18 protein-coding genes and 1 pseudogene are annotated in these 25,654 nt (G+C 71.5%); 12 read left to right on the top strand and 7 right to left on the bottom strand.

Features of this window, described 5'->3' with window-relative positions; translation table 11 throughout:
* Positions 1 to 392 precede the first annotated feature (392 nt).
* On the bottom strand, positions 393 to 1,166 hold the full coding sequence (locus ACIQIB_RS15970; protein WP_400758433.1) for a glycosyltransferase family 2 protein: 774 nt from the start codon (positions 1,164 to 1,166) through the stop codon (positions 393 to 395).
* A 31-nt stretch (positions 1,167 to 1,197) separates the two neighbouring features.
* Here ACIQIB_RS15970 and ACIQIB_RS15965 point away from each other — a divergent pair, with 31 nt between their 5' ends.
* The 7 genes from ACIQIB_RS15965 (at position 1,198) to ACIQIB_RS15935 (ending at position 6,033) form a co-directional block, all read left to right on the top strand.
* Positions 1,198 to 1,467: a hypothetical protein gene (locus tag ACIQIB_RS15965; protein WP_400758431.1), complete on the top strand. Its 270-nt coding sequence runs from the start codon at positions 1,198 to 1,200 to the stop codon at positions 1,465 to 1,467.
* Between the two features lie 97 nt (positions 1,468 to 1,564).
* A complete protein-coding gene (locus ACIQIB_RS15960) occupies positions 1,565 to 2,206 on the top strand; it encodes a DUF6461 domain-containing protein (protein ID WP_400758429.1) in 642 nt (213 codons plus the stop codon).
* Positions 2,207 to 2,273: 67 nt separating this feature from the next.
* Positions 2,274 to 3,102 (top strand): IS5 family transposase gene (locus tag ACIQIB_RS15955; protein WP_400758427.1). Its coding sequence is split into 2 segments (ribosomal slippage): positions 2,274 to 2,584 and positions 2,583 to 3,102, totalling 831 coding nucleotides; the frame shifts between segments, so codons are not numbered across the junction.
* Positions 3,103 to 3,460: 358 nt separating this feature from the next.
* Positions 3,461 to 4,444, top strand: coding sequence for a hypothetical protein (locus ACIQIB_RS15950; RefSeq protein WP_400758425.1), 984 nt, complete (start codon positions 3,461 to 3,463; stop codon positions 4,442 to 4,444).
* A gap of 312 nt (positions 4,445 to 4,756) precedes the next feature.
* On the top strand, positions 4,757 to 5,116 hold the full coding sequence (locus ACIQIB_RS15945) for a type II toxin-antitoxin system RelE/ParE family toxin (protein ID WP_363604885.1): 360 nt from the start codon (positions 4,757 to 4,759) through the stop codon (positions 5,114 to 5,116).
* A gap of 63 nt (positions 5,117 to 5,179) precedes the next feature.
* A complete protein-coding gene (locus ACIQIB_RS15940) occupies positions 5,180 to 5,590 on the top strand; it encodes a helix-turn-helix transcriptional regulator (protein ID WP_363604884.1) in 411 nt (136 codons plus the stop codon).
* Positions 5,590 to 6,033: a hypothetical protein gene (locus ACIQIB_RS15935; RefSeq protein WP_400654681.1), complete on the top strand. Its 444-nt coding sequence runs from the start codon at positions 5,590 to 5,592 to the stop codon at positions 6,031 to 6,033. Before ACIQIB_RS15940 ends, ACIQIB_RS15935 begins: the two co-directional genes overlap by 1 nt.
* A 315-nt stretch (positions 6,034 to 6,348) precedes the next feature.
* Here ACIQIB_RS15935 and ACIQIB_RS15930 read toward each other — a convergent pair whose 3' ends face one another.
* The 4 genes from ACIQIB_RS15930 to ACIQIB_RS15915 form a co-directional block, all read right to left on the bottom strand.
* Positions 6,349 to 6,906, bottom strand: coding sequence for an ATP-binding protein (locus tag ACIQIB_RS15930; protein WP_400654678.1), 558 nt, complete (start codon positions 6,904 to 6,906; stop codon positions 6,349 to 6,351).
* Between the two features lie 117 nt (positions 6,907 to 7,023).
* Positions 7,024 to 8,271 (bottom strand): Ig-like domain-containing protein, encoded by a 1,248-nt coding sequence (locus tag ACIQIB_RS15925; RefSeq protein ID WP_400758423.1) that lies wholly within the window; start codon positions 8,269 to 8,271, stop codon positions 7,024 to 7,026.
* A gap of 223 nt (positions 8,272 to 8,494) precedes the next feature.
* Positions 8,495 to 9,667 carry an Ig-like domain-containing protein gene (locus tag ACIQIB_RS15920; protein ID WP_363604913.1) on the bottom strand — a complete coding sequence of 391 codons (1,173 nt, stop codon included), beginning with the start codon at positions 9,665 to 9,667 and terminating at the stop codon, positions 8,495 to 8,497.
* Positions 9,668 to 9,917: 250 nt separating this feature from the next.
* Complete coding sequence (locus ACIQIB_RS15915; protein WP_363604878.1) at positions 9,918 to 11,159, bottom strand: Ig-like domain-containing protein; 1,242 nt, start codon at positions 11,157 to 11,159, stop codon at positions 9,918 to 9,920.
* A 209-nt stretch (positions 11,160 to 11,368) separates the two neighbouring features.
* Between ACIQIB_RS15915 and glgX the strand changes: the two genes are divergently transcribed.
* Complete coding sequence (gene glgX, locus ACIQIB_RS15910; RefSeq protein ID WP_363604876.1) at positions 11,369 to 13,579, top strand: glycogen debranching protein GlgX; 2,211 nt, start codon at positions 11,369 to 11,371, stop codon at positions 13,577 to 13,579.
* 147 nt (positions 13,580 to 13,726) lie between these two features.
* On the opposite strand, the pseudogene ACIQIB_RS15905 reads toward glgX, so the two are convergent.
* Positions 13,727 to 13,885, bottom strand: a pseudogene (locus ACIQIB_RS15905) (Crp/Fnr family transcriptional regulator); the annotation flags it as partial.
* A 346-nt stretch (positions 13,886 to 14,231) separates the two neighbouring features.
* On the opposite strand from ACIQIB_RS15905, the gene ACIQIB_RS15900 reads away from it, so the two are divergent.
* Both ACIQIB_RS15900 and ACIQIB_RS15895 read left to right on the top strand, forming a co-directional pair.
* The gene (locus ACIQIB_RS15900) at positions 14,232 to 16,169 is read left to right on the top strand and encodes an ABC transporter ATP-binding protein (RefSeq protein WP_363604875.1); all 1,938 of its coding nucleotides are present in this window, start codon (positions 14,232 to 14,234) and stop codon (positions 16,167 to 16,169) included.
* Positions 16,166 to 18,145 (top strand): ABC transporter ATP-binding protein, encoded by a 1,980-nt coding sequence (locus tag ACIQIB_RS15895; RefSeq protein ID WP_400758420.1) that lies wholly within the window; start codon positions 16,166 to 16,168, stop codon positions 18,143 to 18,145. The genes ACIQIB_RS15900 and ACIQIB_RS15895 overlap by 4 nt, the downstream gene beginning before the upstream one ends.
* A 49-nt stretch (positions 18,146 to 18,194) precedes the next feature.
* Here ACIQIB_RS15895 and glgP read toward each other — a convergent pair whose 3' ends face one another.
* Entirely contained in the window at positions 18,195 to 20,897 is a 2,703-nt protein-coding gene (gene glgP / locus ACIQIB_RS15890; protein WP_400758418.1) for an alpha-glucan family phosphorylase, read from the bottom strand.
* 1,035 nt (positions 20,898 to 21,932) lie between these two features.
* Here glgP and ACIQIB_RS15885 point away from each other — a divergent pair.
* Together ACIQIB_RS15885 and treS are read left to right on the top strand one after the other, a co-directional pair.
* On the top strand, positions 21,933 to 23,903 hold the full coding sequence (locus ACIQIB_RS15885; RefSeq protein ID WP_400758488.1) for an alpha-1,4-glucan--maltose-1-phosphate maltosyltransferase: 1,971 nt from the start codon (positions 21,933 to 21,935) through the stop codon (positions 23,901 to 23,903).
* Positions 23,900 to 25,624 carry a maltose alpha-D-glucosyltransferase gene (treS, locus tag ACIQIB_RS15880; RefSeq protein WP_363604869.1) on the top strand — a complete coding sequence of 575 codons (1,725 nt, stop codon included), beginning with the start codon at positions 23,900 to 23,902 and terminating at the stop codon, positions 25,622 to 25,624. The genes ACIQIB_RS15885 and treS overlap by 4 nt, the downstream gene beginning before the upstream one ends.
* Positions 25,625 to 25,654: the final 30 nt, after the last annotated feature.

Here is a 25,654-nt window from a genome sequence, read left to right as displayed (position 1 = left end):
CAGTCAGCACATATGACCAACGGTCACCAGATCGCCACCATGCACATCCGCCATGTAGCGTGCGCACCACGTCGAGGCCGGTCAGCTCTTGAGCGTGGCGTCCAGGAACTCCTGCACCGGTTCGCAACCCCGACAGAGCCTGGGCCGCCGCCGAGCACCTGTCCGGGGTCGAATGCCTGGCCGGGATACCCGGCACGGTCGGCGCCGCTTGTTCCTGCGCGCGCCGGCCGGAGCCGGCTCGACCGCGTGGCCGACTGACGGCACCGGTGACCCGCCGAGTCCCGCCCTGCGGGTCCAGCCGCCGAGCACGCGGCACGGCCACGGGGCGGGGCCCGGTCGGGCGCCACCCGGAAACGGTCGCGCACCGGGCTCCCCGGGCTCGTGAACGGGTGCTAGATGTGCGACTTCCGCACTGAGTGCCATGCCGCTCCGGCCAGAGCCCGCGTCGACCGGAACACCGAGAGCTGTTCGTGCCGACGGTAGAGGTTCCAGTTGTACGGGACGAGCGACAGCTTGTTCGACGAGAGCGACCCGGCCCGCTGCGCCCGGTACACCGCCAGGGGTTCCCGCAGCGCCCGCGAGGGAGTCCCATCCCGCATGATCGACAACCAGAGCGCGTAGTCCTGCCTCTTCGGCATGTCCGGCATCAGCCTCGTCCCGACCACCCTGCGGTCGTACATGGCGGTCAGGGCGCCGATGTGGTCCTGGACCAGCATCGCGCTGTAGTCCACGCGCTCCGGCGCCCACACCACACGCCCGTTCGGGACGAAGTCGGCGGCCTCGCCCGAGTGCAGGGCGTCCATCTTGTAGTAGGAGGTGAACGTGAGGGGCGTCCCGGCCGTCGCGGCGAAGGCGAGCTGCTTCTCCAGTTTCGTCGGGAGCCACATGTCATCGCTGTCGAGGAAGGCGATGTAGTCACCCCGGGCCCGCGCGATGGCCAGGTTGCGGGCCCGGGCCGCGCCCCCCTGCCGGGCCGCTGCCTCCGGCAGGACCCGCTCGTCCTGCCGAGCCAGCTCTCTCAGCAGATCCATCGAACCGTCCGAAGACGCGTCGTCCGTGATCAGCAGTTCGAGATCGGTGTGGGTCTGCGCCAGCACCGACCGAACTGCGGGCCCGAGCGTGGCCACCGAATTGTGCACAGGCATCACCACGGAAACCAGGGCCACAGCGGTGCTCCTTACCCGGATCGGAGTCGTCATGGATGTTGTTGTCGCCGGCCAAGGCTACGTGGGACTGCCGCTCGCCGTGCGCGCCGCCGAGGTGGGCCATCGCGCCGTCGGCCACGACGTGGACCCACACCGCATCAAGCAGCTCACCGCCGGCGATTCCTACGTGGAGGACGTGGCCTCCTCGCGGCTCCGCGCGGTGCTGGACACCGGGGCCCAACTCCGCGACCGCCGACGCCGCCGCGCTGGCCGGCTTCGACATCGCGGGGTCGTTCTCGTACACCGGCGGCCGGTGAGCTAGGGGCTGTCTCCTTGATCGGGCCGGGTGGGCGGCCGGGCCGGAACAGTCCGGTGGCCCGGGGCGGGGTGTGTCGGTGTGGTGCGGCAGGATCACCTGCATGACGGACGGAATCGCCTGGCTCGCGGAGCCACAGAGCATCGCCTTCGGCGGCTACAGCGTGACGCTGGCCCGGGGACTCGGGATCGAGGCGCTGGCGGCGCGGATCGCGGCCTCGGCCCAATGGTCGGAGCGCACGGTGGAGCCGGTCGGTGAGCTCACCGGGGACGGGCTGGTCGAGGCGTTGGATTCCGAGTACGGGGACGCCTTGGACGGAATCGGGCTGCGGCTGGGGGTGAGCGGCGGGTGGACCTTCGCGGTGGCGTACGGGGGCTGGTTCGGGGAATTCCGGGACGATCCGGCGATCTCCGAGGGCGGGGCCGAGGTCTTCCTGGTGGAGTACGAGGAGGAGAACGGCAAGCCGGTGCCGCCGACCTTCCACTACCACCGGGACGGCCGGACGGTCTGCTCGTTCAATCTGCACCTGGACGACTCCTGGGGCAACGGCCAGGTCATCGGAGACCCCGATGTCGCGGGTACGGTCAAGGAGTTGCTGAATGCAGAAGGCCTGCCGGACGAGGAGCGAGCGGGCCGCGAGGTGCACCGGACCACCCTGGGGGTGCTGGGGCGGCACTTCGGTCTGACACTCCCCCGGGCCCTGGTACTGGAGGCCCCGCTGCCGGCCGTCCTGCTCGCCGACTAGAACGTGACTCTTTGATGGGCTGAGCTGTTGATCGGATGTGTCTGTCCGATTGGTAATCAGTGATGCGATGTGGGACCGGATCGAGCCCTTGATGCCGGCCGATCCGGTCCGCGGGCGGCGATGGGCGAACCACCGCCGCACTCTGGAGGCGATCGCGTGGAAGTACCGCACGTGCTCGCCCTGGCGGGATCTGCCCGACGAGCTCGGCTCGTTCAAGACCGCCCACAAGCGGCTGCTGCGCTGGGCAGTCGACGGTACCTGGGCGAAGGTCTTCGCAGTTGTTCTCGCCGCAGCGGACGCGGGCGACGACATCGGCTGGACCGTCTCGGTAGACTCCACCGTCTGCCGGGCCCACCAGCACGCCGCCGGTGCCCGCAAAGGGTGACACCGGCCGAGGAGAGCCAGCCGACCACGCGCTCGGACGCTCGCGGGGCGGCCTGAGTACGAAGGTTCACCTGGCCTGCGACAGCAACGCCCGTCCGCTCGCGGTTGTCCTCACCGCCGGACAAGCGGGCGACGCGCCCGCGTTCACCGCCGTCATGGCAGCGATCCGCGTCCCACGCACCGGTCCGGGACGACCGCGAACCCGCCCGCAGGTGGTGCTCGCGGACCGCGCCTACTCATCCCGGGCGATCCGTGCCCACTTGCGCAACCGTCACATCCGGGCCGTCATCCCACAGCCCGCCGACCAGGTCCACCACCGCCAGCGACGTGGTCCTCACGGCGGCAGGCCGCCTGCCTTCGACCCCGAGTCCTACAAGGAACGCAACACCGTCGAGCGGTGCATCAACCGCTTCAAGCAGTGGCGCGGCCTGGCCATGCGCACCGACAAACTCGCCATCGCCTACCAGGCCGCACTCCACCTCGCTGCCATCCTCATCTGGGTCCGCAGATAACCAAAGAGACAGCCCCTAGCTCATCAGCCCGGTGTTGCCCGTGTCCGCCGACGGTCCCGGCCCGGCCGCGAAGGCCAGGCCGACCCGGGAATCTCCACGTGCAGCGCGTCCGGTCCAGCTTGACGGTCGGCCGAAGCTCAGGTGTCGGCGGTCGAGCGACCTTCCAGTGGAATGGGTGGGTAACCATCCCCCTCCCACCCGCCCAAGTAGCGCCACAGCCAGCAGATATGACTAATGGTCACCAGGTCGCCACCATGCGCATGCGCCGTGTAGCGTGCGCACAAACGAATCAACCCCCGCCGGTGCTTGCGACACCAGACGGGGGTTTGACCAGCACGATCGAATCGAGCTCGATCTAGTGGCTACCCACGACCTTACCGCCGCCACCCCCTCCGACGCGCCCAGCATGGCCGCGTCGGGCTACGGAAAGAAGTCCGCGCCGGGCCAACGCCCGCGCCGCGCCGACGACTTCGCACACCTGCCCGGCCGCGAGGCGTACCTGGCAAGCCTGATCGACCGCCTCCCCGAGGGCGCCGCGATGGACACCAAGACCCTCGCCCGCGATCAGCCCCACTACGGGCAGCAGGCCGTCCGCACCGCCCTCAACAACCTCTCCGTCGCCGGGCATCTGCGCCGCATCCGCGAACGGGTCGGCGCCGACCGCACCCAGTGGGTGTTCCGCACCTACTTCTCCCGCACGGCCCGGGACGACGCCTGGTGGGCGCACTTCCTGGCCACCGGCGACCCCGCCGAGGTTCACCCGGACGAGCGCCCCGGCCCGCGCGCACCACGTCTCCCCCCGCACCGACCCCCGCACCGGCCCCCGCGCTCGCCCGCCTACGACGCCCTGGCCGCCCTCGGCCTGGCGGACGCCCGGCTCGCGCTGTCCGCCACCGAGTGCGCGGACCTCGAACCGCTCGCCGCCCAGTGGCTGGCGCGCGGGATGCCGCCCGACCTCTTCGCGGCCACCCTCACCGCGGGCCTGCCGCCCTCCGTGCACAGCCCGGCCGCGTTCACCCGCCGCCGCCTGCTCGACAAGATGCCGCCCGAACGCCCCTGGGCACCCGCGCCGCCCCCGTCCACGCGGATCATCGATTGCACCGACTGCCGCACGCCGAGCCGCCCGCAGGCCCTCCTCGGCGGCCTCTGCCGGGCCTGCCGCACCGGCGCGGCCACCTCGCCGCCGCCCCCGGCCCGGCTCTCCCCCGCCGCCGTCCACACCCACGCCACCCACGTGCGCAACGCCGTCCTCGCACGCAGAGCCGCCCGTCAGACCGGCCGGAACTCCTCACCCCGAACCCGCCAGGCCACCCCCAACGCACCCGCACCACAAGCACGGTGACCGCAGCCCCGGCGCCTTCCCCCAGAAGCGCCCCTTCGATCAGCTGCCAGGTGCGGTGGCGCTCATGCCGTGGGCGGCACGTGGAGACAGCTGCGACAGGGACCGGGATCTCCTTGACCGCCGGGCAGGTACGGCAATGCCGGCGCCGGCAGATCGGGAACCCGCAGGACTGCTCGCGGGAATCCGGTCGGTCGCCGGGGACGAGGGGGACGACGGCACCGTTGGGGACGAGAACCGCCACCGTGCGCACCGGGCACACCCCTAGACTTACCTGACGATCGCATCAGTCGGGGGGCATGGGCGGGGTGGGCGGTGGAGGAGCGAGGGTGGGCCTTCTACGAGGGCGCGGACGGCTCCGCGCCGGTGAACAAGGAGCTTGAGAAGGCCGGGCTCGCCCGGTACGAACTCACCAAGCTCGCCGTCCTGATGGACCGGGTCAAGGCCCGGCAGACCCTGCCGGGCGATGTGAAGAACGTCGGGCACGACCTGCTGGAGGTGCGGCTCACCGGCAACCGCCGCATCTTCCGCCTCCTCTACGCGGAGGAGACGGACGGGCTGGTCCTGCTCGCGCTGTCGTTCTTCCAGAAGACCTCCCGGAAGGCCCCGCCGAACGAGCTGGACACCGCCGAACGGCGGCTCAAGGAGTGGCGCAACCGTCGCCCGAAGGAGTGAGCGTCCCGTTCTCGGTATCGGCTTTGGGCGATAATGTTGAAGCACTCGGAGGGGAGGGCGACCATGGCACCCACATTGCATGATCTTCTCGGCATCGATCCGGACGATCCCCGCACCGCAGCCGGCCTGGAGGACGCACAGGCCTACGCCGAGCTGGTGGAGACGCTGGTCGTGGCCCGGACCAAGCGCGGCCTCACCCAGCGCGAGGTGGCGCAGCGCATGGGGACGTCCCAGTCCACGGTCTCGGAGTTCGAACGCGTCGGCGGCGACGCCCGCTACTCGACCCTGCAGCGCTACGCCCGGGCCGTCGGCGCCCGGCTGCACAGCATGGTCGACCACACCGGTGCGGACCTCACGCCCGCCTGGAAGCCCGCGCCGGTCGAGGTGCACGTCCAGGTGGCCGTCCGCGGGCGCGGTCACCGGGCCAGGCCGGCGGCCTGGGGCGACGACAGCCAGCGACCGGTGACGGTCTGATGGCGGGCCTGTCCACCCGGCGGCAGGTGCGGCGCTTCCGGACGTTCGACGAGATCGCGGACGCCACCGAGCTGGAGGAGGTCACCTTCCTGGAGGTGTCGGGCCGCCGCCTGTTCGATCAGCAGGAGCCGCGCGACGAGGCCGACAACCGCACCACGTTCCTGGTGTGGCTGCGGCAGGGCGACGACGGCACCACCCTGGAGGTGCGCTGCCGTCTGGAGCTGGGCAGCGCCCAGGCGGACTTCGCCGTGGACGCGGTGGCCGCGTTCTCCGTCGGCGAGCCGTTCGAGCTGCCGGCCGACCTCCAGCAGCAGTTCGTCGACAAGGTCGGTGTGACGGTGCTCTACCCGTACCTGCGGGAGTCACTGCACAGCACCGCGGCCAAGCTGGGCGTGGACACGCCGATGCTCTCGCTGCGGAACCCGTGGCGCACGATCCAGTAGGCCATTGCCTCGGCACTGTGAATAATCACAGGCGGTGGCGTTAACTCATGCAAATTCCAAAGGTGAACTAGGTTACAAGCCTTTCAATCGAAGCCATCTGGTTTGCCCGCATGCTGAGATCCATGCGATAGTCGGAGCAGTCCAACGGCGGACGACAGTGACCCCGCCCTGGGCGCGAACTACGGCTGGCCCGACCTGGCGCAGCCGTCGCCCATCGCGCGGCACGCACCCCCTTGGCCGGCGCGATGACTTGCAGGGGCCCCCACGCACCGAACCACGGTGACCTCGGGGGCCCCACATGTTTTCCCGGGCGGATCAGTGACGCTCGCGGACCTTCAGTTCGAACCAGACGCTCTTGCCACGCGGCATCAGGTCGGCGCCCCAGCGGTCGGCCAGGTCGTCGACGATTCTGAGGCCGCGCCCGCGCTCGTTGACCGGGCTCGTGTCGGCCAGGATCATGCAGGGCAGCGCTCGCGAGGAGTCCCGTACCTCCACCCGCAGCCAGCCCGGCTTCCGCGCCAGCTGGAGGCCGATCGTCCGGCCCGCCGCGTGCCGCACCGCGTTGGCCACCAGCTCGCTGGTCAGCAGCTCGCCGACCTCCAGCTGCTGGTGGAGCTCCCAGGTCTGCAGCACCGAGAGCACCAGCCGACGGGCCAGCGGACCGGACTCGGGCCTGGACGGGAGCCGCACCTCGCCCGGCCCCGACTCGTCGCTCAGCCGGTCGAAGTACATATGCTCCAGCTCCTTGGAGCTGAGCCTCTCCAGGGCCGCCAGCGCCTCCTGGAAGCACATCCACGATGCCTCGGTGACCAAGCTGGACACCTGAAGTGATGACTGATCTGTTTCGCCCCAACCCGCCATGCGGTCCATCATTGCGGAACGCAAGCGGCCGCGTACGGACAATGAGCAAACGATCACCGTCGCGTCGGCATATGCCGGATGCAACCCGGGCCGACCCCGCGTCAAGCCCAGGTTGCCGCGAACCCGCTCCTACCAGGCACTCCAGGGCAGGTTCCAACCGCTCAGACCGTTGTCCGGAGCCACCTGGCCGCGCGAGGAATTCTGCACGGTCACGATGTCGCCGACGAGCGAGCCGTCGTAGAACTCGCCCGCCGAGGTCGAACTCCCGCCGCCCTTGACGTCCTTGAGGCCCACGCAGCCGTGGCTGACGTTGTCCTCGCCGAAGGCGTCGCTCCAGTAGTTGCCGTGGACGTACGTACCCGAATCGGTCAGCCGCATCGAGTGCGGCACCATCAGGTCGTACGGCGCACCGGTCATCCCGGGCAGGGTGCTGGACTGCATCCGCACCACGCCCTCCTTGGACATGACGACCATGGTGCCGTTCCAGGTGGGGTGCTCGGTCGAACCGGAGGTGATGTCCACGACGGAGCTCCGGCCGTCGTGAACCACCGTCATCCGGTGGGTCCTGGCGTCAACCGTCGAAACCTGGGATCGCCCGATCGTGAAGGGCTCGTCCCGGTCCACACCGCCGTACACGTCCGGGGCGATCTCCACGCTCTTCAGCCGGTAGTGGACGGTGACCCTGGTCCCCGGCTTCCAGTACGCCTCGGGGCGGAAGTCCAGCCGGCGGGCGCCGAACCAGTGGCCCTTCACCACGGTGCCGTCGCTGGTCTCGAAGGTGATGCCCTCGGCGACGGCCTCCTTGTTCTTGACGTCCTTGTCGAAGGCCACCGAGACGATCATCCCGACGCCGTAGGTGGCGTCGTTGTCGACGTTGTCGCGCGCCTTGGCCTCCCGCTCCGGCGTCAGCGTGGTGAAGGCGCTGTCCGCCGTGGCGACCACGCCGTCGGCGTCCGCCGCCATCGCGCTCACCTGGTAGCCGGTGCCGACCGTGAGGCCCGCGGCCGGGGTCCAGCTGCCGCCGTCGGCCGCGATGGAGCCGGGTATCTCCTGGCCGCTCCGGTCGCTCACCTTGACGGTGGTGAGCCTGCCGCCCGCCACCGAGACCTTCAGCGCGCCGTTCGGCGCCACGTCCACCGCGCCGTTCCTCGGCTGGATGTCCAGCACCGCCCGCGACACCTTCGGCGTCGCGCCCGCACCCGCCGGGGCGGCGGCCGAGGCGGTCGGCGCGGCCCCCGCGGCCGCGCCGGCCCCCAGCTCGGCCCTGGCCGCGCCGCCGTCCCCACTGCTACCGCTGCCCCCGCCGCCACAGGCGCTGGTCAGCACCATCACCCCGCCGAGCACCCCGGCGGCCACCACCGTGCGTATCGATCTCACTGTCGACTCCTCCCGTGAACCCGCGAACCCGCGGATCCTTGAACCGCGTTGGCCTCCGAACCACGCGGACCCCGACTGATAGATGCCCCGGCACCCGGGAAAGGTTTCGTCGTCCGGGCGGCGATCCGCCCGGAAACGGCGGCCGGCCCGGTCCCCGCTACGGGGACCGGGCCGGCCGTCGTTCCAGGCCGTGGCTTTACCGGAGCCACCGCCGGGGCAGTGCCTACCAGTTGGCCCAGGTGAGGTTCCAGCCGCTGAGCCCGTTGTCGGGCGCGACCGTCTTCTCCTTGGAGTTCTTGATGGTGACCACGTCGCCGATCATCGAGTCGTTGAAGAACTTGCCCGCCACCGTGTTGTCACCACCGCCCTTGGTGTCCTGCATCGAGACGCAGCCGTGGCTGGCGTTGGTCTTGCCGAACGGGTTCGCCCAGTAGTTGCCGTGGACGAAGGTGCCGGAGGTGGTCAGCCGCATCGCGTGCGGCACGTCCTTGATGTCGTACTCGCCGCCGAGGCCGACGGTCTCCGAGTTCATCCGCGTGACCTTCTCCTTGGACATGACGACCATCGTGCCGTTCCACGACGGGTTCTTCTCGTCCCCGAGGGTCACCGGCACCGTGCTGCTCACGCCGTCCCGGACCACCGTCATCTGGTGGGTGGCGGAGTCCGCGGTGGAGACCTGCGAGCGGCCGATGGTGAACGGCTCGTCCTTGTCCACGTCACCGTAGACGCCCGGCGAGACCTCGACGTTCTTCAGCCGGTACTTGATGGTGACCTTGGTACCCGGCTTCCAGTACTCGGCCGGACGGAAGTCCACCCGGCGGGCGCCGAACCAGTGGCCCTTCACCTCGGTGCCGTCGCTGGTCGCGAAGGTGATGCCCTTGGCGACGGCCTCCTTGTTCTTGACGTCCTTGTTGAAGACCACCGAGACGATCATCCCGACGCCGTAGGTGGCGTTGTCGGTGATGTTGTCGTTGGTGGAGATCTTCTTGTCCGGCGTCAGCGTGGTGAACGAGGTGGTCGACGCGGCCACCAGGCCGTCGGCGTCCTTCGCCTGCGCGTTCACCTTGTACGCCATGCCGACGGCGAGCGCGGCGCTGGGCTTCCAGCCGGTGCCGTCCGCGGTGATCGCCCCCTCGACCGGCTTGCCCTCCTTGTCGGTCACCTCGACCGCGGTGAGCTTGCCGTTCGCCACCGCCACCTGAAGAGCGTTGGTCGGCGCCACGTCCTGGGCACCGTCCTTGGGCTCGACCGTCAGCACCGCGGCGGAGGTCTTCGGCTCGGCCGAGGTCTGCCCCGGCGCCGCCGTCCCACCCGCCGTCGCGGTGTCGTTGCTGCTCCCCTTGTCGCTGCCCTTGTCGTCCGAACAGGCCGCGGTGAGCAACAACACCCCACCCATCATCAGTGCCACCGCACCACGGCGCATTCGACGGCTGGTGATCCCTATCGCGGCATCGGCCGCCCTAACCGGCTTCACGGTCTCTCCCCTCCCGGTGTCCACTCCTGATGGACGCGCGACTACCCGGACGGGTTGCACCTGACCGGCGATCTTTCGCGCCGGTCTTCGGCGCGGCAAGCAGGATAGCCGGGCCATATGAGTGAATCCCGGGCGGAGGCCGGTGAATCACCGGGTTGCCTCTGAGTGAAGATCACCCCGGTGCCAGGGCGCTCCCGGCGAGCCACTGGTCCCAGGGCAGATTCCAGCCGTTGAGGCCGTTCTGCGGCGGGACGACCTCCCCGACGGAGGCCTTCACCTCGATCACGTCCCCGGGAATGGTGTGCTCGAACAGCCAGCCCGCCGGGGTCTCCCTGCTCCCCCCGCCCTTGGCGTCGGCCAGGCCGATGCAGCCGTGGCTGGTGTTGGCGGTGCCGAACACCCTCGGATCGGCCCAGTAGTTGCCGTGCACGAAGGTGCCGGAGGCGGTCAGCCGCATCGCGTGCGGCACGTCCTTGATGTCGTACTCGTCGCCCATCCCGACGCTCTGCGAGTTCATCCTGGTCACCTTGTACTTCTCCGACACCACCAGCGCGCCCCGGTAGGTGGAGTGGTCCGGGCTGCCGCCGGACACCTTCAGCGTCCGCACCACCGTGCCGCCCTGGCCCGCGCGGACGGTGAGGGTGTGCGCGTCCAGGTCCACCGTGCTCACCTGTGCCCGGCCGACGGTGAACACGATGTCCTTGGACTGGGTGCCGAACTCGCCCGGCGCACCCTGGACGTCCTTCAGCCGCAGCGCCACCGAGACCTTCGTCCCGGCCTCCCAGTACCGCTGCGGACGGAAGTCCAGCCGCCGGTTGCCGAACCAGTGCGCGGCCACCGGCACCGCAGGCTCCGCCGTCACGGCCACCGCCCGCTCCACCGCCGCGCGGTCGGTGATCGGCCGGCTGAAGCTCAGCGAGACCGGCATGCCGACGCCGACCGTGCTGCCGTCCTCCGGGGTGAAGAAGGCCACGAAGGTGTGCGCCCGCGCCACCGTCGAGAACGCCGCGTGCCGGGCCGCCTGCCGGCCCCGCCCGTCCTCGGCCACCGCGTCCAGGGTGAAGGCGGTGGCCAGCGGCAGCGGCCCGTCCGGCAGCCAGGAGGCACCGTCCCCGGAGACCGTCCCGGGCAGCTCCGTGCCCTTGGCGTCGGCCAGCCGGACCGAGACCAGCCGCCCCTGCTCCGCCGTCACCCGGACCGGGCCCTCCGGCGGAACGTCCTGGGCGCCGTCGGCGGGCAGCACGGTGACCACCGCCCTGGAGACGGCCGCCGGCGGCGCATGGCCCGCGGCCACCGCGTCACCGCCGCCCGGTCCCCCGGCCGGGCCGCCCCCGCCGGTGCACCCGGTCAGCACCGCCAGGCAGCAGCCCAGCGCCGCCGCACGCCGTGCCCAAACCCGTACTCCCGGCCGCATTCCAGGGCCTCCCGCCACGTCCGTCCGATACCCCGCACAACGAGGACAATCCCGACAGGACACGCGGAGGCCGCGAAAACCCCACACCCGTGGCCGACGCCGAACGGCCATCCGCCGGTAGGCCACCGTTCAGCGGCTTCCGATCAGCAGGATCAGGGAACAAGGAAGTGAACGGGGTCCGGGACACCCCGCTCAGGGAGGGTACGGCCATGGCGTCAGGACAGGAGCTGGAAGCCGCAGCACGGCCGCACGGCGGACCCGCCGCCGAGCCACCGTGGCCGGGCAGCTGGCAACCGCTCGGCGCCCGCTTCCGCACCGACGCCCACGGCCGGCGGGGCACCAACTTCGCGCTCTGGGCGGCCGGCGCCGAGGCCGTCGAGCTCTGCCTCTTCGACGAGGACGGCCAGGAGAGCAGGCACCCGCTCACCGAGCAGAACTTCCAGACCTGGCACGGCTTCCTGCCCGGCGTCCGGCCCGGCACCCGCTACGGCTTCCGCGTCCACGGCCGGTGGGACCCGTGGACCGGCGCCCGGTGGAACCCGGCGAAACTGCTGCTCGACCCGTACGCCCGGGCCATCGACGGCTGTTACACCTCCCACGACTCCGTCTGCGGCGCCGTCCGCAACTGGCCCGAGGCCGACGTGGCGGACACCGTCCGGGACAACCGCGACTCGGCCCGGTACGTGCCCAGGTCCGTGGTCGTCCACGACGACGACGACTGGTACGACGACCACCGGCCCAAGACCCCGTGGGCCGAGACCGTGCTCTACGAACTGCACGTCCGCGGCTTCACCATGCGTCACCCCGGGGTGCCGCCCGAGCTGCGCGGCACCTACGCGGGCCTCGCCCACCCGGCCGCGATCGAGCACCTGACCGGCCTCGGCGTCACCGCCGTCGAGCTGCTGCCCGTCCACCAGCACGCCTCCGAGGACCACCTCCAGGCGCGCGGACTGGTCAACTACTGGGGCTACAACACCATCGGCTACTTCGCCCCGCACGCCGGCTACTCCGCCGCCGGCGGGCGCGGCGGCCAGGTCGGCGAGTTCAAGCGGATGGTGCGCGCGCTGCACGCCGCCGGGATCGAGGTGATCCTCGACGTGGTCTACAACCACACCGCCGAGGGCGCCGAACTCGGCCCCACCCTCTCGCTGCGCGGGATCGACAACTCCGGCTACTACCGCCTCCCGCCGCACCGCGCCCGCGGCTACGCCGACTACACCGGCTGCGGCAACACCCTGGACACCCGGCGGCCCCAGGTGGTCCGGCTGATCACCGACTCGCTGCGCTACTGGGTCACCGAGATGGGCGTGGACGGCTTCCGCTTCGACCTCGCCGCCGCACTCGCCCGGGGCGCCGACGGCGTGGACATGGACCACCCCTTCCTCGCCGCCGTCTCCCAGGACCCGGTCCTCAGCCGGGTCAAGCTGATCGCCGAACCCTGGGACGTCGGAGCGGGCGGCTACCAGGTCGGCAACTTCCCGCCGCTCTGGGCCGAGTGGAACGACAAGTACCGCGACACCGTCCGGGACTTCTGGCGCGGCGCCCGGCCGGACGTCCGCGAACTCGGCTACCGGCTCTCCGGCTCCTCCGACCTCTACCAGCGCGGCGGGCGGCGCCCGTACGCCTCGGTCAACTACATCACCGCCCACGACGGCTTCACCCTGCGCGACCTGGTCTCCTACGACCGCAAGCACAACGAGGCCAACGGCGAGGCCAACCGGGACGGCACCGACGACAACCGCTCCTGGAACCACGGCGCCGAGGGCGAGAGCACCGACCCCGCCGTCACCGCCCTGCGGCAGCGCCAGCTGCGCAATCTGATGGCCACCCTGCTGCTCTCCACCGGTGTCCCGATGATCACCGCCGGGGACGAGTTCGGCCGCACCCAGGGCGGCAACAACAACGCCTACTGCCAGGACAACGAGGTGAGCTGGCTGGACTGGTCGCTGCTGGACGACCCGGCCCCGCGCGAGCTGCGCGAGCTCACCGCCCGGCTCGTCCGGCTGCGCCGCGCCCACCCGGTGCTGCGCCGGCGGGCGTTCTTCTCCGGCCGGGCCCCCGCCCCCGGCGGCCGGCCCGACCTGGCCTGGTTCACTCCGCTGGGCAAGGAGATGACGGAGGCCGACTGGTTCGCCCCGACGGCCTGCCTCGGCATGCTGCTCTCCGGCGCCGCGACGGCCGAACGCGACCCGTCCGGCCGCCCGTTGCAGGACGACAGCTTCCTGCTGCTGCTCAACGCCGGCCCGGAGCCGCTGCCCTTCACCCTGCCCGGCGAGCCCTGGACCGCGCCGCAGACGGCGTACGAGACGGTGCTCGACACCACCGCGGACGCGCCCGCACCCACGTGCCGCCCGCAGGACACCGTGCTGCTGGGCGGGCACTCGCTCCAGCTGCTGCGCACGCCCGCGGCCGGCGACTGATCAGACCTTGTCGGCGACGATCATCAGGTAGTGGAAACTCCCCTCCTTGCAGGTAGTGCCCGTCGATCCGGCTGACCGCCCTGGGCCGCAGACCCATCACGTCGTCGGAACAGCCGGTGACGCAGACGTAGCGGCCGCCGGGCCCCGGGGCAGCATCCGCAGCAGCCGGCGCGAGCCGATCTCCTGCATCTGCGGTACGGACCTGGTCGTGGTGGCGAGATTCTTCGCCGCCTCGACACTGAGGCTCTGCTGGGTCCGGGCCCGGGGGCCCGCCGCTCCTGGAGCCCGCTCGGTCGTGACCGTCATCGTCCTTCCTTCGTCAGCATAGTGACTTTCCGTCAGAAGTTGTCATCGGGTGGCTGCGGAGTGCACACGAGAGGCGCACGAAGCATGGCGATATGCACCATTCGCCACACGCGCCCCTCAAGGCAGCACGCGCCCCGCCCGTCCGGGTGATTCCGTCCGCCGAGACCGTGCGGGGCCGGTCGGGGCCGGTCGGGGCCGGTCCGGGCCCGTCCGGGCCGGGCGGAACCGGGCGGAGCCGGGCAGGCACGCACCCGGATCCGTACGGGTCCGCACAGGTGGCCGGTTCTCGTCGATAGGTCCGAAACCCGGATGAGAAATGACCGGATATCTGCTTACCCTCACCGCGATGGCCGAGAACCTAAACACCCTGCTGCCCGAAGCACCACCACCGCCGGGCCAGCGGCAGGAGGGCCCACCTGGCCTCCAGCCCCAGCAGATCGCACCGACCACACCGACCACACCGACCACCGAGACCGCCGCGCCCGCCGCGCCCGCTCACCGGTCGACGACCCGCTCCCTGCTACGCCTCTGGCCCTACGCCCGGGCGGTCCGCTGGCGGCTGGCCGCCTCGATCACCGCCGCCCTGCTCGCCATGTTCAGCTTGCTTGGCGTCCCGCTGGTGCTCGGCCGGATCGTGGACGGCCCGATCGCCGACCACGACCTCGACGCGCTCTGGCCGCTGGTCGGCCTGCTGCTCGCGCTCGGCCTGGCCGAGGCCGCGCTGTTCTACACCCGCCGGGTGCTCCTGGCCCGCCCGCTGGCCGAGCTGGAGACGGCGATGCGCGGCGACCTCTTCGCCAGGCTCCAGCGGCTGCCGATCTCCTTCCACGACCGTTGGGGCTCCGGTCAGTTGCTCTCCCGGGCCACCTCCGACATGTACACCATGCGGCTGTTCCTGACCTTTCCGCTGGTCTTCCTCATCGTCAACTCGGTGATGTTCCTGGCCGGCACCGCGCTGATGTTCGCCCAGGACTGGCGGCTCGCGCTGATCGTGCTGCTGCCCGCGCTGCCGCTGATCGTGCTGACCCGGCGCTTCGAAGCCGGCTACTCCGGCGCCGCCCGCCTCGCCCAGGACCAGAGCGGCGACCTCGCCACCGTCGTCGAGGAGTCCATCCTCGGCATCCGCATCCTCAAGGCCTTCGGCCGCCACCGCTCGATGACCGAGCGCTTCCACGCGCAGGCCCACGACCTGCGCCGCACCGAGCTGAAGAAGGCCGGTCTGCTGGCCACCCTCTGGGCGGTCGTCGTCGGCCTTCCCGAGCTGGCCCTCGGCTGCGCGCTCGCCGCCGGCGCCTACCTGGTCGCCCACGACGAGCTGAGCGCCGGCGCCCTGGTCGCCTTCCTCTCCACCGCGCTCGCGCAGCGCTGGCCGGTCGAGTCGCTCGGCTGGCTGCTCGCCAGCGCCAACGAGGCCGCCACCGCCACCGACCGCTTCTTCGAGGTGCTGGACGAGCCCGAACCGGCCGACCGGCCCGACCGGCCCGAGCAGGCCGACGCCCCCGGCCGGGAGCCGGGCACCACCGGCGACGGCATCCGGCTCAGCGGCGTCCGCTTCCGCTACCCGGACGCCCCGCCCGACACCCCCGACCTGCTCCAGGGCATCGACCTGCACATCCGCAGCGGCGAGACGATGGCCCTGGTCGGCGCCACCGGCAGCGGCAAGACCACGCTCACCGCGCTGCTCCCCCGTCTGTACGAGGCCACCGCCGGCACCATCACCCTGGACGGCCGCGACATCCGCGAACTGTCCCGGGAGCGGCTGCGCGAACTGGTCTCGGTGGCCTTCGAGGAGCCCACCCTGTTCTCCGCCACCGTCCGGGAGAACGTCCTGATGGGCGCGCCCGGCGCCGACGACGGCCGGCTGGCCGCCGCACTGGCCACCGCCCAGGCCGGCTTCGTCGACAAACTGCCCGACGGAGTGGCGACGGAGGTCGGCGAACAGGGCCTCAGCCTCTCCGGCGGCCAGCGCCAGCGGCTCGCGCTCGCCCGCGCGGTGGTCGGCGACCCGGCCTTCCTGGTGCTGGACGACCCGCTCTCCGCGCTGGACGTGCACACCGAGGCACTGGTCGAACGGGCACTGCGCCAGGTGCTCGGCTCCACCACCGCCCTGGTGGTGGCCCACCGGCCGAGCACCGTCCTGCTCGCCGACCGGGTCGCCGTCCTCGCGGACGGCCGGATCGAGGCCGTCGGCACCCACCACGAGCTGCTGCGCTCCTCGGCGCGCTACCGCGAACTGATGTCGGGCGAGGCCGCCCTCGTACCGAAGGGGAGTCCCGCCCGATGACCACCACGATCGAGCCCACCGAACGGGCCCAGAAGAGCCGGCCGGCCGAGGACGAGCTGCCGCCCCCGGTCGACGAGGAGGACATCCCCGTCCCGCCGGGCGCGCCCCGGGCGCTGCTGCGCTCACTGCTCGGCCCGCACCGGGCCCGGGTCACCATCGCGATGGTGGTGATCCTGGTCCAGCAGGCCGCTCTGCAGTCCGGCCCGCTGCTGGTCGCCATCGCGATGGACCGGGGCGTCCCGGCCCTGCGCGAGCACGACGCCGGCCCGCTGGTCGCGGTGGTCACCGCCTATCTCTCCTGCGCCGTGCTGAGCACCGTGCTGCAGTGGGCGTTCATCAGGATCAGCGCCCGGGTCAACCAGGACATCCTGCTGGACCTGCGCGGCCGGATCTTCCGCCACGCCCAGCGGCTCAGCCTCGACTTCCACGAGCGCTACACCTCGGGCCGGATCATCTCCCGCGCCACCAGCGACGTGGACGCCCTGCGCGAGCTGCTCTCCGAAGGCCTCCAGGAACTGCTGACGGTCTCCCTCTCGGTCTTCTACATCTCGGTGCTGCTGCTGGTGATGGACTGGCAGCTCGGCCTGGTCTCGCTGCTCTCGTTCCTGCCGCTCTGTCTGATCGCCCGCTCGTTCCGGGTCCGCTCGCGCCGGGTCTACCGCCGCTCGCGCACCTCGGCCGCCTCGGTGATCGTGCGCTTCACCGAGACCATGAACGGCATCCGCCCGGTGCAGGCGTTCCGCCGCGAGCGGGCCAACGACGCCGCCTTCGCCGAGGTGAACCGGCAGTCGGCCACCGCCACCGGGGACGGCCTGCTGGAGATCGCCCGCTACGTCGGCCTCTCCCGCACCGTCGCCAACGTCTGGACCGCCGGCGTGGTCCTGCTCGGCGCCTTCCTGGTCACCGACGGCGCGGTGGAGCTGGGCGTGCTCACCGGCTTCGTCCTCTACCTGCACCGGCTTTACGAACCGATCGACCAGCTGGCGATGTTCCTGAACAACTACCAGTCGGCCGCCGCCGCCCTGGAGAAGATCTCCGGCCTGCTCGCCCACGAGCCGACCGTCGCCGAGCCGGCCCAGCCCGTCGAGCTGCCCGCCCTGACGGGCGCGCGAGGCACCCCGCACCGAGCCGAAGGGCGCGCCGGCGCCGAAAGCGACGAGCGACAAGCGACCGACGGAGGAGGGAGTGCCGGAGCGAGGAACGTCGGCGCCGGATCCGAGCGCCCGGAGGCGAGCGCGCGAGGCAGGGAAGTGCGCTTTGAGAAGACCCAGTTCGCCTACCGGACCGGCAAGGAGGTGCTGCCGCCGTTCAACCTGGTGCTGCCCGCCGGGCAGACGGTGGCCGTCGTCGGCGCGACCGGTGCGGGCAAGTCGACGCTGGCCAAGCTGCTGGCCCGGTTCTACGACCCGACCGACGGCCGGATCACCCTGGACGGCGTGGACCTGCGTGACCTCGCCACCGCGGAGCTGCGGCGCGGCGTGGTGATGCTGACCCAGGAGTCCTTCCTCTTCTCCGGCACCGTCGCCGAGAACATCGCGATCGGCCGCCCCGGCGCCACCCGCGAGGAGGTCGAGCAGGCCGCCCGGGACATCGGCGCCCACGAGTTCATCGCCGCGCTGCCGGACGGCTTCGACACCGATGTGCGCAAGCGCGGCGGGCGGATCTCGGCCGGGCAGCGCCAGCTGGTCGCCTTCGCCCGAGCTCTGCTGGCCGACCCTGCCGTGCTGATCCTGGACGAGGCCACCAGTTCCCTGGACGTCCCGGGCGAGCAGGCCGTCCAGCGGGCGATGCGCACCGTGCTGGCCGGGCGGACGGCCGTGATCATCGCCCACCGGCTCTCCACCGTGGAGATCGCCGACCGGGTGCTGGTGATGGACGAGGGCCGGATCGTGGAGGACGGCACCCCGCAGGAACTGATCGACGGCTCCGGCCGCTTCGCCGAACTGCACCAGGCCTGGCGGAACAGCCTGGTCTAGGAGGGTGGGGAGACCGTGTCGGTCTCCCCACCCCACCGTCAGGGCATCATCAGCGCAGCAGCCCCGCGTCCATCCCCGCGGACTCGGCCGGCAGCGTGACCAGGCCCAGCTCGGCCGGCGAGGCCAGGCCCGGATGGGCCGGCAGCACCCGGACGGTGTAACCGAACGGGCCGGTCCGGCAGAGCTCCAGCGAGCCCTCGTACCGGGTGCGGCCGTCCAGGTCCGGGCCGCCCACCGGCTTGAGCGCGAGCAGGCAGGCGTCCGAGATGCCGTCCGACTCGTCCACCCGCCCGGACACCACCTGCACCTCGACGTCGTCCGGCTCCAGCGTGCCCAGCGCGACCTGCACCCGCAGCGCCAGCGCACTGCCCAGCTCCTGCGCCTCGTCCCGGTTCTCCGCCTCGACGTGCTCGACCCGGACGGCCGGCCAGGCCTCGCGGATCCGGGCCTTCCAGCCGGCCAGCACGCGCGCCCCGGCGTACGGGCCCTCACCCGGACGGGCCGCCGCCAGCTCCCGCTGGGCCAGCGCCGCCGGGGCGTACAGCCGCTCGACGTACTCACGGACCATCCGCCCGGCCAGCACCTTGGGGCCGAGGGTGACCAGGGTGTGCCGGACCATGGCGATCCAGCGGTGCGGCAGCCCGTCCGCACCGCGGTCGTAGAACCGGGCGGCCACCTGGTTCTCGATCAGGTCGTACAGCGCGGCGGCCTCGATGTCGTCCCGCCGCTCGGCCTCGACGCTCTCCGGGTCGAGCACCCCTCCGGTGCCGTCGGCGGTGGGGATCGCCCAGCCGTTCTGGCCGTCGTACCACTCGTCCCACCAGCCGTCCAGGACGGAGAGGTTGAGGCAGCCGTTGAGCGCGGCCTTCATCCCGGAGGTGCCGCAGGCCTCCAGCGGGCGCAGCGGGTTGTTCAGCCAGACGTCGCACCCCGGGTAGAGGTGCTGGGCCATCGCCATGTCGTAGTCGGGCAGGAAGACGATCCGGTGCCGGACGACCGGATCGTCGGCGAAGGCGACCATCTGCTGGATCAGCCGCTTGCCGCCGTCGTCGGCCGGGTGGGCCTTGCCCGCGACCACGATCTGCACCGGCCGGGTGGGGTGCAGCAGCAGGGCGCGCAGCCGCTCCTGGTCGCGCAGCATCAGGGTGAGCCGCTTGTAGGAGGGCACCCGGCGGGCGAAGCCGATGGTGAGGACGTCCGGGTCGAGCACCGAGGAGACCCAGCCGAGCTCGGCCTCGCCCGCGCCGCGCTGGCGCCAGGAGGTGCGCAGCCGCTGGCGGGCCTCGTCGACCAGCTGGGCGCGCAGGTTGCGGCGCAGCTCCCAGACCTCGGTGTTGCCGATCCGCTCCAGGCCGGTCCAGCGCTTGGCGTCGCCGGTGGTCATGGCGGCCTCGGCGCGGTCGGCGCCGAGTTCGGCGGCGCCGAGCCGGACGACGGCCGGGTCGATCCAGGTGGCGGCGTGGACGCCGTTGGTGACGGAGGTGATCGGGACCTCGGTGACGTCGAAGCCGGGCCAGAGGCCGTTGAACATGGACCGGCTGACCTCGCCGTGCAGGGTGGAGACGCCGTTGGCGCGCTGGGCGAGCCGCAGGCCCATGGCCGCCATGTTGAACAGTTTCGGGTCCCCGCCGCGCCAGGTCTCGGCGCCGAGTGCGAGCACCTGCTCGGCCTGGACGCCGGGCAGGGCGGCGTCGCCGCCGAAGTGGCGGGCGACCAGCTCGCGGTCGAAGCGGTCGATGCCGGCCGGGACGGGGGTGTGGGTGGTGAACAGGGTGCCGGCCCGGACGGCCTCCAGGGCGGCGGCGAAGTCGAGCCCGGGGCCGGCCGCGTCGTCGGCGATCAGTTCGCGGATCCGCTCGACGCCGAGGAAGCCGGCGTGGCCCTCGTTGGTGTGGAAGACCTCGGGCGCGGGGTGGCCGGTGAGCCGGCAGTAGCCGCGGACGGCGCGGACGCCGCCGATGCCGAGCAGCATCTCCTGGAGCAGCCGGTGCTCGCTGCCGCCGCCGTAGAGGCGGTCGGTGACGTCGCGTTCCGCCGGCGAGTTGGCCTCGATGTCGGAGTCGAGCAGCAGCAGCGGGACGCGCCCGACCTGGGCCTTCCAGACGTGCGCGGCCAGGGTGCGGCCGCCGGGCAGGGCGAGGTCGATCCGGCAGGGGGCGCCGTCACTCTCCCGGAGCAGGCTGACCGCGAGTTCGTCCGGGTCGAGCAGGGGGTAGCGCTCCTGCTGCCAGCCGTCCCGGTTGAGGGACTGGCGGAAGTAGCCGTGCCGGTAGAACAGGCCCACGCCGATGATCGGCACACCCAGGTCGCTGGCGGCCTTGAGGTGGTCGCCGGCCAGGATGCCGAGACCGCCGGAGTACTGGGGCAGCGCGGCGGCGATGCCGTACTCGGGCGAGAAGTAGGCGATGGCGGCGGGCAGCGGGGTGCGGACCGCCTGCTGGTCGTCCCCGGCCGGGGAGCTCTGGTACCAGCGCGGGCCGGTCAGGTAGTCGCGCAGGTCCTCGGTGAGGTCGCCGAGCCTGCGCAGGAAGCGCCGGTCGGTGGCGAGTGCGGCGAGCCGGGCGGCCGGGACCTCCCCGAGCAGGCGCACCGGGTCCTCACCGGACGCGGCCCAGACCTCCGGGTCCACGGACCGGAAGAGGTCCCTGGTCTCGGGGTGCCAGGACCAGCGCAGGTTGAGGGCCAGCTCGTGCAACGGCTGGAGTTGTTCGGGCAGGACGGTGCGGACGGTGAATCTGCGGATTGCCTTCACGGCGTGAAGCGTAGCCCCGGCAATCGTCATGAGGGTGCGTCAAGTGGGCTATTGGGACTCCGTTCGGCCTATTGATGAGATCGCATTCGGCGCATTGGACTGCACAGGGGGCGCGCGAGGCGCACTTTCCGAGGGAACGCGCTACCAATGCGTGAACGCTGCGGAACAGATCCATTTCCACCGGAGGATCCGCCCCGGACGACGCCCGAAACTACTGTCGTACCGCTGCGAAAACCCTGCCCCCGGTGCGACGATGAACGAAGGTCGTTGATGCTGCGGGGAGTACGGCGAAGGGTGGCGCCCTTCTCGAAGCAGCACGTCCGAATCCTTTTCGCGTTGATCGATCCTCATCCTCCTTAGCCCATTCGGCGCTCGCCGCGCACCGACGCGTGTCCTCCGACTCGGCCTGCTCGTTCACGGGTGGGTCGGGAACCCCCCGGGGTGTCCCCGCAGAGGCGTGCGCCGGGACGCACACGGGTTCCGGGACCTCCCGCCACAGCCTCGGCGGGAGACGGGCAGGTTGCCGGGGACGACGGCGCGGGCAGGCTTCCGGTCGCACGTCCTCCCCACCCAGCAATCCTCCCGGTACTCCCCTGGCCCGCGCGGCCCGCGGGAGCTGCCGCCGATCTCGGGCAGGAGTTTGGCATGCACGGCGACACGCGGGACCAGTCCACACCGGTGGCCGACACACTCGACGCAGCGGTCGCGGAATCCGCCGGACGGATGGATTCTGACAGTCGGGCAGACACGGCGATGCCGGGGCCCCGAGGGGCCGGGGCCGTCCCTCCGGAACGGGCCGAACCGGCCCGGCACCCGGGGGCCGAGGAGCACCGGGCCGCGGCACCGCGCAGGCGCACCACCACGAAGCGCCGCACCGCCGCCGCCACCGGCACACCCGCCGGGCCGACCGGCGCACCCACCGGCACACCCGCGGCCGGGTCCGCCACCGCGCGGGCCGGTACGCCCGCGAAGGCCGCCCCCCGCAATGCCCCCGTCCGCAAGCCCTCCGCCCGCAAGACGACAGAGAGCGACACCGTGATCGGCCGCATCCCCGTCCTGGACGTCAGCCCCCTCGTCGACGCCGGCCGCCGCCCGGCCAAGGCCGTCACCGGCGAGTCCTTCCTCGTCAGCGCCACCGTCTTCCGCGAGGGCCATGACGCGGTGAACGCCAATGCGGTCCTGCGCGACCCGCGCGGCCGCAGCGGCCCCTGGACGCCGATGCGCGAGCTCGCCGAGGGCAGCGACCGCTGGGGCGCGTACGTCACCCCGACCGCACCCGGCCGCTGGTCCTACCTGGTGGAGGCGTGGAGCGACCCGATCGCCACCTGGCGCCGGACCGCCGCCGTCAAGCTGCCCGCCGGGATCGACACCGCGCTGGTCCTGGAGGACGGCGCCCGGCTGCTGGAGCGGGCCGCCGCCAACGTGCCGAAGAAGGAGGGCCGGGCACACGTGCTGTCCGCCGCCGACGCGCTGCGCGACACCGGTCTGCCGCCGCTCTCCCGGCTGGCCGCCGCGCTCGCCCCGGACGTGCTGGACCTGCTGGCCCGGTACCCGCTGCGCGAACTGGTGAGCGCCTCCCGCCCGCTGCCGCTCCAGGTGGACCGGGAGCGCGCGCTCTACGGCTCCTGGTACGAGTTCTTCCCCCGTTCGGAGGGCGCGGTGGTGGACCCGAACGGCGTCGAGCCGCCGGTCTCCGGCACCCTGCGGACCGCCTCCGAACGGCTGCCGGCCGTCGCCGCGATGGGCTTCGACGTGGTCTACCTGCCGCCCGTCCACCCGATCGGCCGAGCCTTCCGCAAGGGCCCGGACAACACCCTGACGGCCGGTCCGCACGACGTCGGCTCACCCTGGGCGATCGGCTCGCCGGAGGGCGGCCACGACGCCGTCCACCCGGACCTCGGGACCATCGAGGACTTCGACCACTTCGTCGCCGAGGCCGAGGCGCTGCACCTGGAGGTCGCGCTGGACTTCGCGCTCCAGTGCTCCCCCGACCACCCGTGGGTGAACAAGCACCCGGAATGGTTCAGCCACCGGGCCGACGGCACCATCGCCTACGCCGAGAACCCGCCGAAGAAGTACCAGGACATCTTCCCGGTCAACTTCGATCAGGACATGGATGGAATCGTCAAGGAAACCATCCGCATCCTCCACTTCTGGATGGCCCACGGGGTACGGATCTTCCGGGTCGACAACCCGCACACCAAACCGGTGGTGTTCTGGGAGAGGGTGCTCGGCGACATCGCCCGCACCGACCCCGATGTGCTGTTCCTGGCGGAGGCGTTCACCCGGCCCGCCATGATGCACACCCTGGGGAAGATCGGTTTCCACCAGTCGTACACGTACTTCACCTGGCGCAACACCAAACAGGAACTCACCGAGTACCTCACCGAACTCTCCGGTGACGCCGCCGCCTACATGCGGCCCAACTTCTTCCCCAACACCCCGGACATCCTGCACGAGTACCTCCGGACCGGTGGCCGGGCGGCGTTCGCGATCCGCGCCGTCCTGGCCGCCACCCTCTCCCCCAGCTACGGCGTCTACGCCGGCTACGAGCTGTACGAGAACGAGCCGGCCCACCCCGGCTCCGAGGAGTACCTGCACTCGGAGAAGTACGAGCTGCGCCCGCGCGACTGGACCCGGACGGACACCCTCGCCCCGCTGCTCACCGTGCTGAACCGGCTGCGCCGCCGGCACCCCGCCCTCCAGCAGCTGCGCGGCCTGCACTTCCACCCCACCGACAACGACCAGGTGCTCGCCTTCTCCAAGACCGCGACCACGCCCGAGGGCCTCACCGACCACGTCATCACCGTGGTCAACCTGGACCCGCACCACGCCCAGGAGGCCACCGTCACGATCGCCCTCCCGGGCCGTGAGGCGGACGTGCCGTTCACGGTGCACGACGAGCTCACCGGCGCCGCCTACACCTGGGGCCGGCACAACTACGTCCGGCTCGATCCCTCTGCCGAGCCGGCTCACCTCCTCACGGTTCGGAGGAACCCAGCGTGACAGTGAACGAGCCCGTCCCCGACACCTTCCCCGAGACCTCGAAGAAGAACCTGGACCCGGAGTGGTTCAAGCGGGCGGTCTTCTACGAGGTGCTGGTGCGGTCCTTCCAGGACAGCAACGGCGACGGGATCGGGGACCTCAAGGGGCTCACGTCCAAGCTCGACTACCTGCAGTGGCTCGGGGTCGACTGCCTCTGGCTGCCCCCGTTCTTCGCCTCGCCACTGCGCGACGGCGGGTACGACGTGGCCGACTACAAGTCGGTCCTGCCGGAGTTCGGCGACCTCGCCGACTTCATGGAGTTCGTCGACGCCGCGCACGCCCGCGGCATGCGCGTGGTCATCGACTTCGTCATGAACCACACCAGCGACCAGCACCCGTGGTTCCAGGCCTCCCGGGAGGACCCGGACGGCCCGTACGGCGACTTCTACATGTGGGCCGACGACGACAAGCAGTACCCGGACGCCCGGATCATCTTCGTCGACACCGAGAGCTCCAACTGGACCTACGACCCGGTGCGCAAGCAGTACTTCTGGCACCGGTTCTTCTCCCACCAGCCGGACCTCAACTACGACAACCCGCGGGTCCAGGACGAGATGATCGCCGGGCTGCGGTTCTGGCTCGACCTCGGCATCGACGGCTTCCGGCTGGACGCGGTGCCGTACCTGTTCGCCCGCGAGGGCACCAACTGCGAGAACCTGCCGGAGACGCACGAGTTCCTCCAGCGGGTCCGCAAGGAGATCGACGCCAACTACCCCGACACCGTGCTCCTCGCCGAGGCCAACCAGTGGCCGGAGGACGTCGTCGACTACTTCGGCGACTTCGGCTCCGGCGGCGACGAGTGCCACATGGCCTTCCACTTCCCCGTCATGCCGCGGATCTTCATGGCGGTCCGCCGGGAGTCGCGCTACCCGGTCTCGGAGATCCTCGCCAAGACCCCGCGCATCCCGCACGGCTGCCAGTGGGGCATCTTCCTGCGCAACCACGACGAGCTGACCCTGGAGATGGTCACCGACGAGGAGCGCGACTACATGTACGCGGAGTACGCCAAGGACCCTCGGATGCGGGCCAACGTGGGCATCCGCCGCAGGCTCGCCCCGCTGCTGGAGAACGACCGCAACCAGATCGAGCTGTTCACCGCCCTGCTGCTCTCCCTGCCGGGCTCGCCGGTGCTCTACTACGGCGACGAGATCGGCATGGGCGACAACATCTGGCTGGGCGACCGGGACGGCGTCCGCACGCCGATGCAGTGGACGCCGGACCGCAACGCGGGTTTCTCCTCCGCCGACCCGGGCAGGCTCAGTCTGCCGCCCATCATGGACCCGGTGTACGGCTACCAGGTGACCAACGTCGAGGCGCAGCAGAGCAGTTCGAGTTCGCTGCTGCACTGGACGCGTCGCATGATCGAGATCCGCAAGCTCAACCCGGCGTTCGGCCTCGGCACGTACACCGAACTGCCCTCCAGCAACCCCGCCGTGCTGGCCTTCGTGCGCGAGCACGAGGGCGACCTGGTCATGTGCGTGAACAACTTCTCCCGGTTCGCGCAACCGACCGAACTGGACCTGCGGCAGTACGGAGGACGGTACCCGGTCGAGCTGATCGGCGGGGTGCGCTTCCCCTCGATCGGCGAGTGGCCGTACCTGCTGACCCTCGCCGGGCACGGCTTCTACTGGTTCCAGCTCCGGCAGCCCCCGCGCCTGAGCGGGACCAGGCGGTCGAAGTAACGATCCGCCAGAGCCGCCCCGGCACCTCCG

This window comes from Kitasatospora sp. NPDC092286 (assembly GCF_044755565.1).
Taxonomy (GTDB): domain Bacteria; phylum Actinomycetota; class Actinomycetes; order Streptomycetales; family Streptomycetaceae; genus Kitasatospora.
This window is presented reverse-complemented; position numbering and strand designations above follow the sequence as displayed.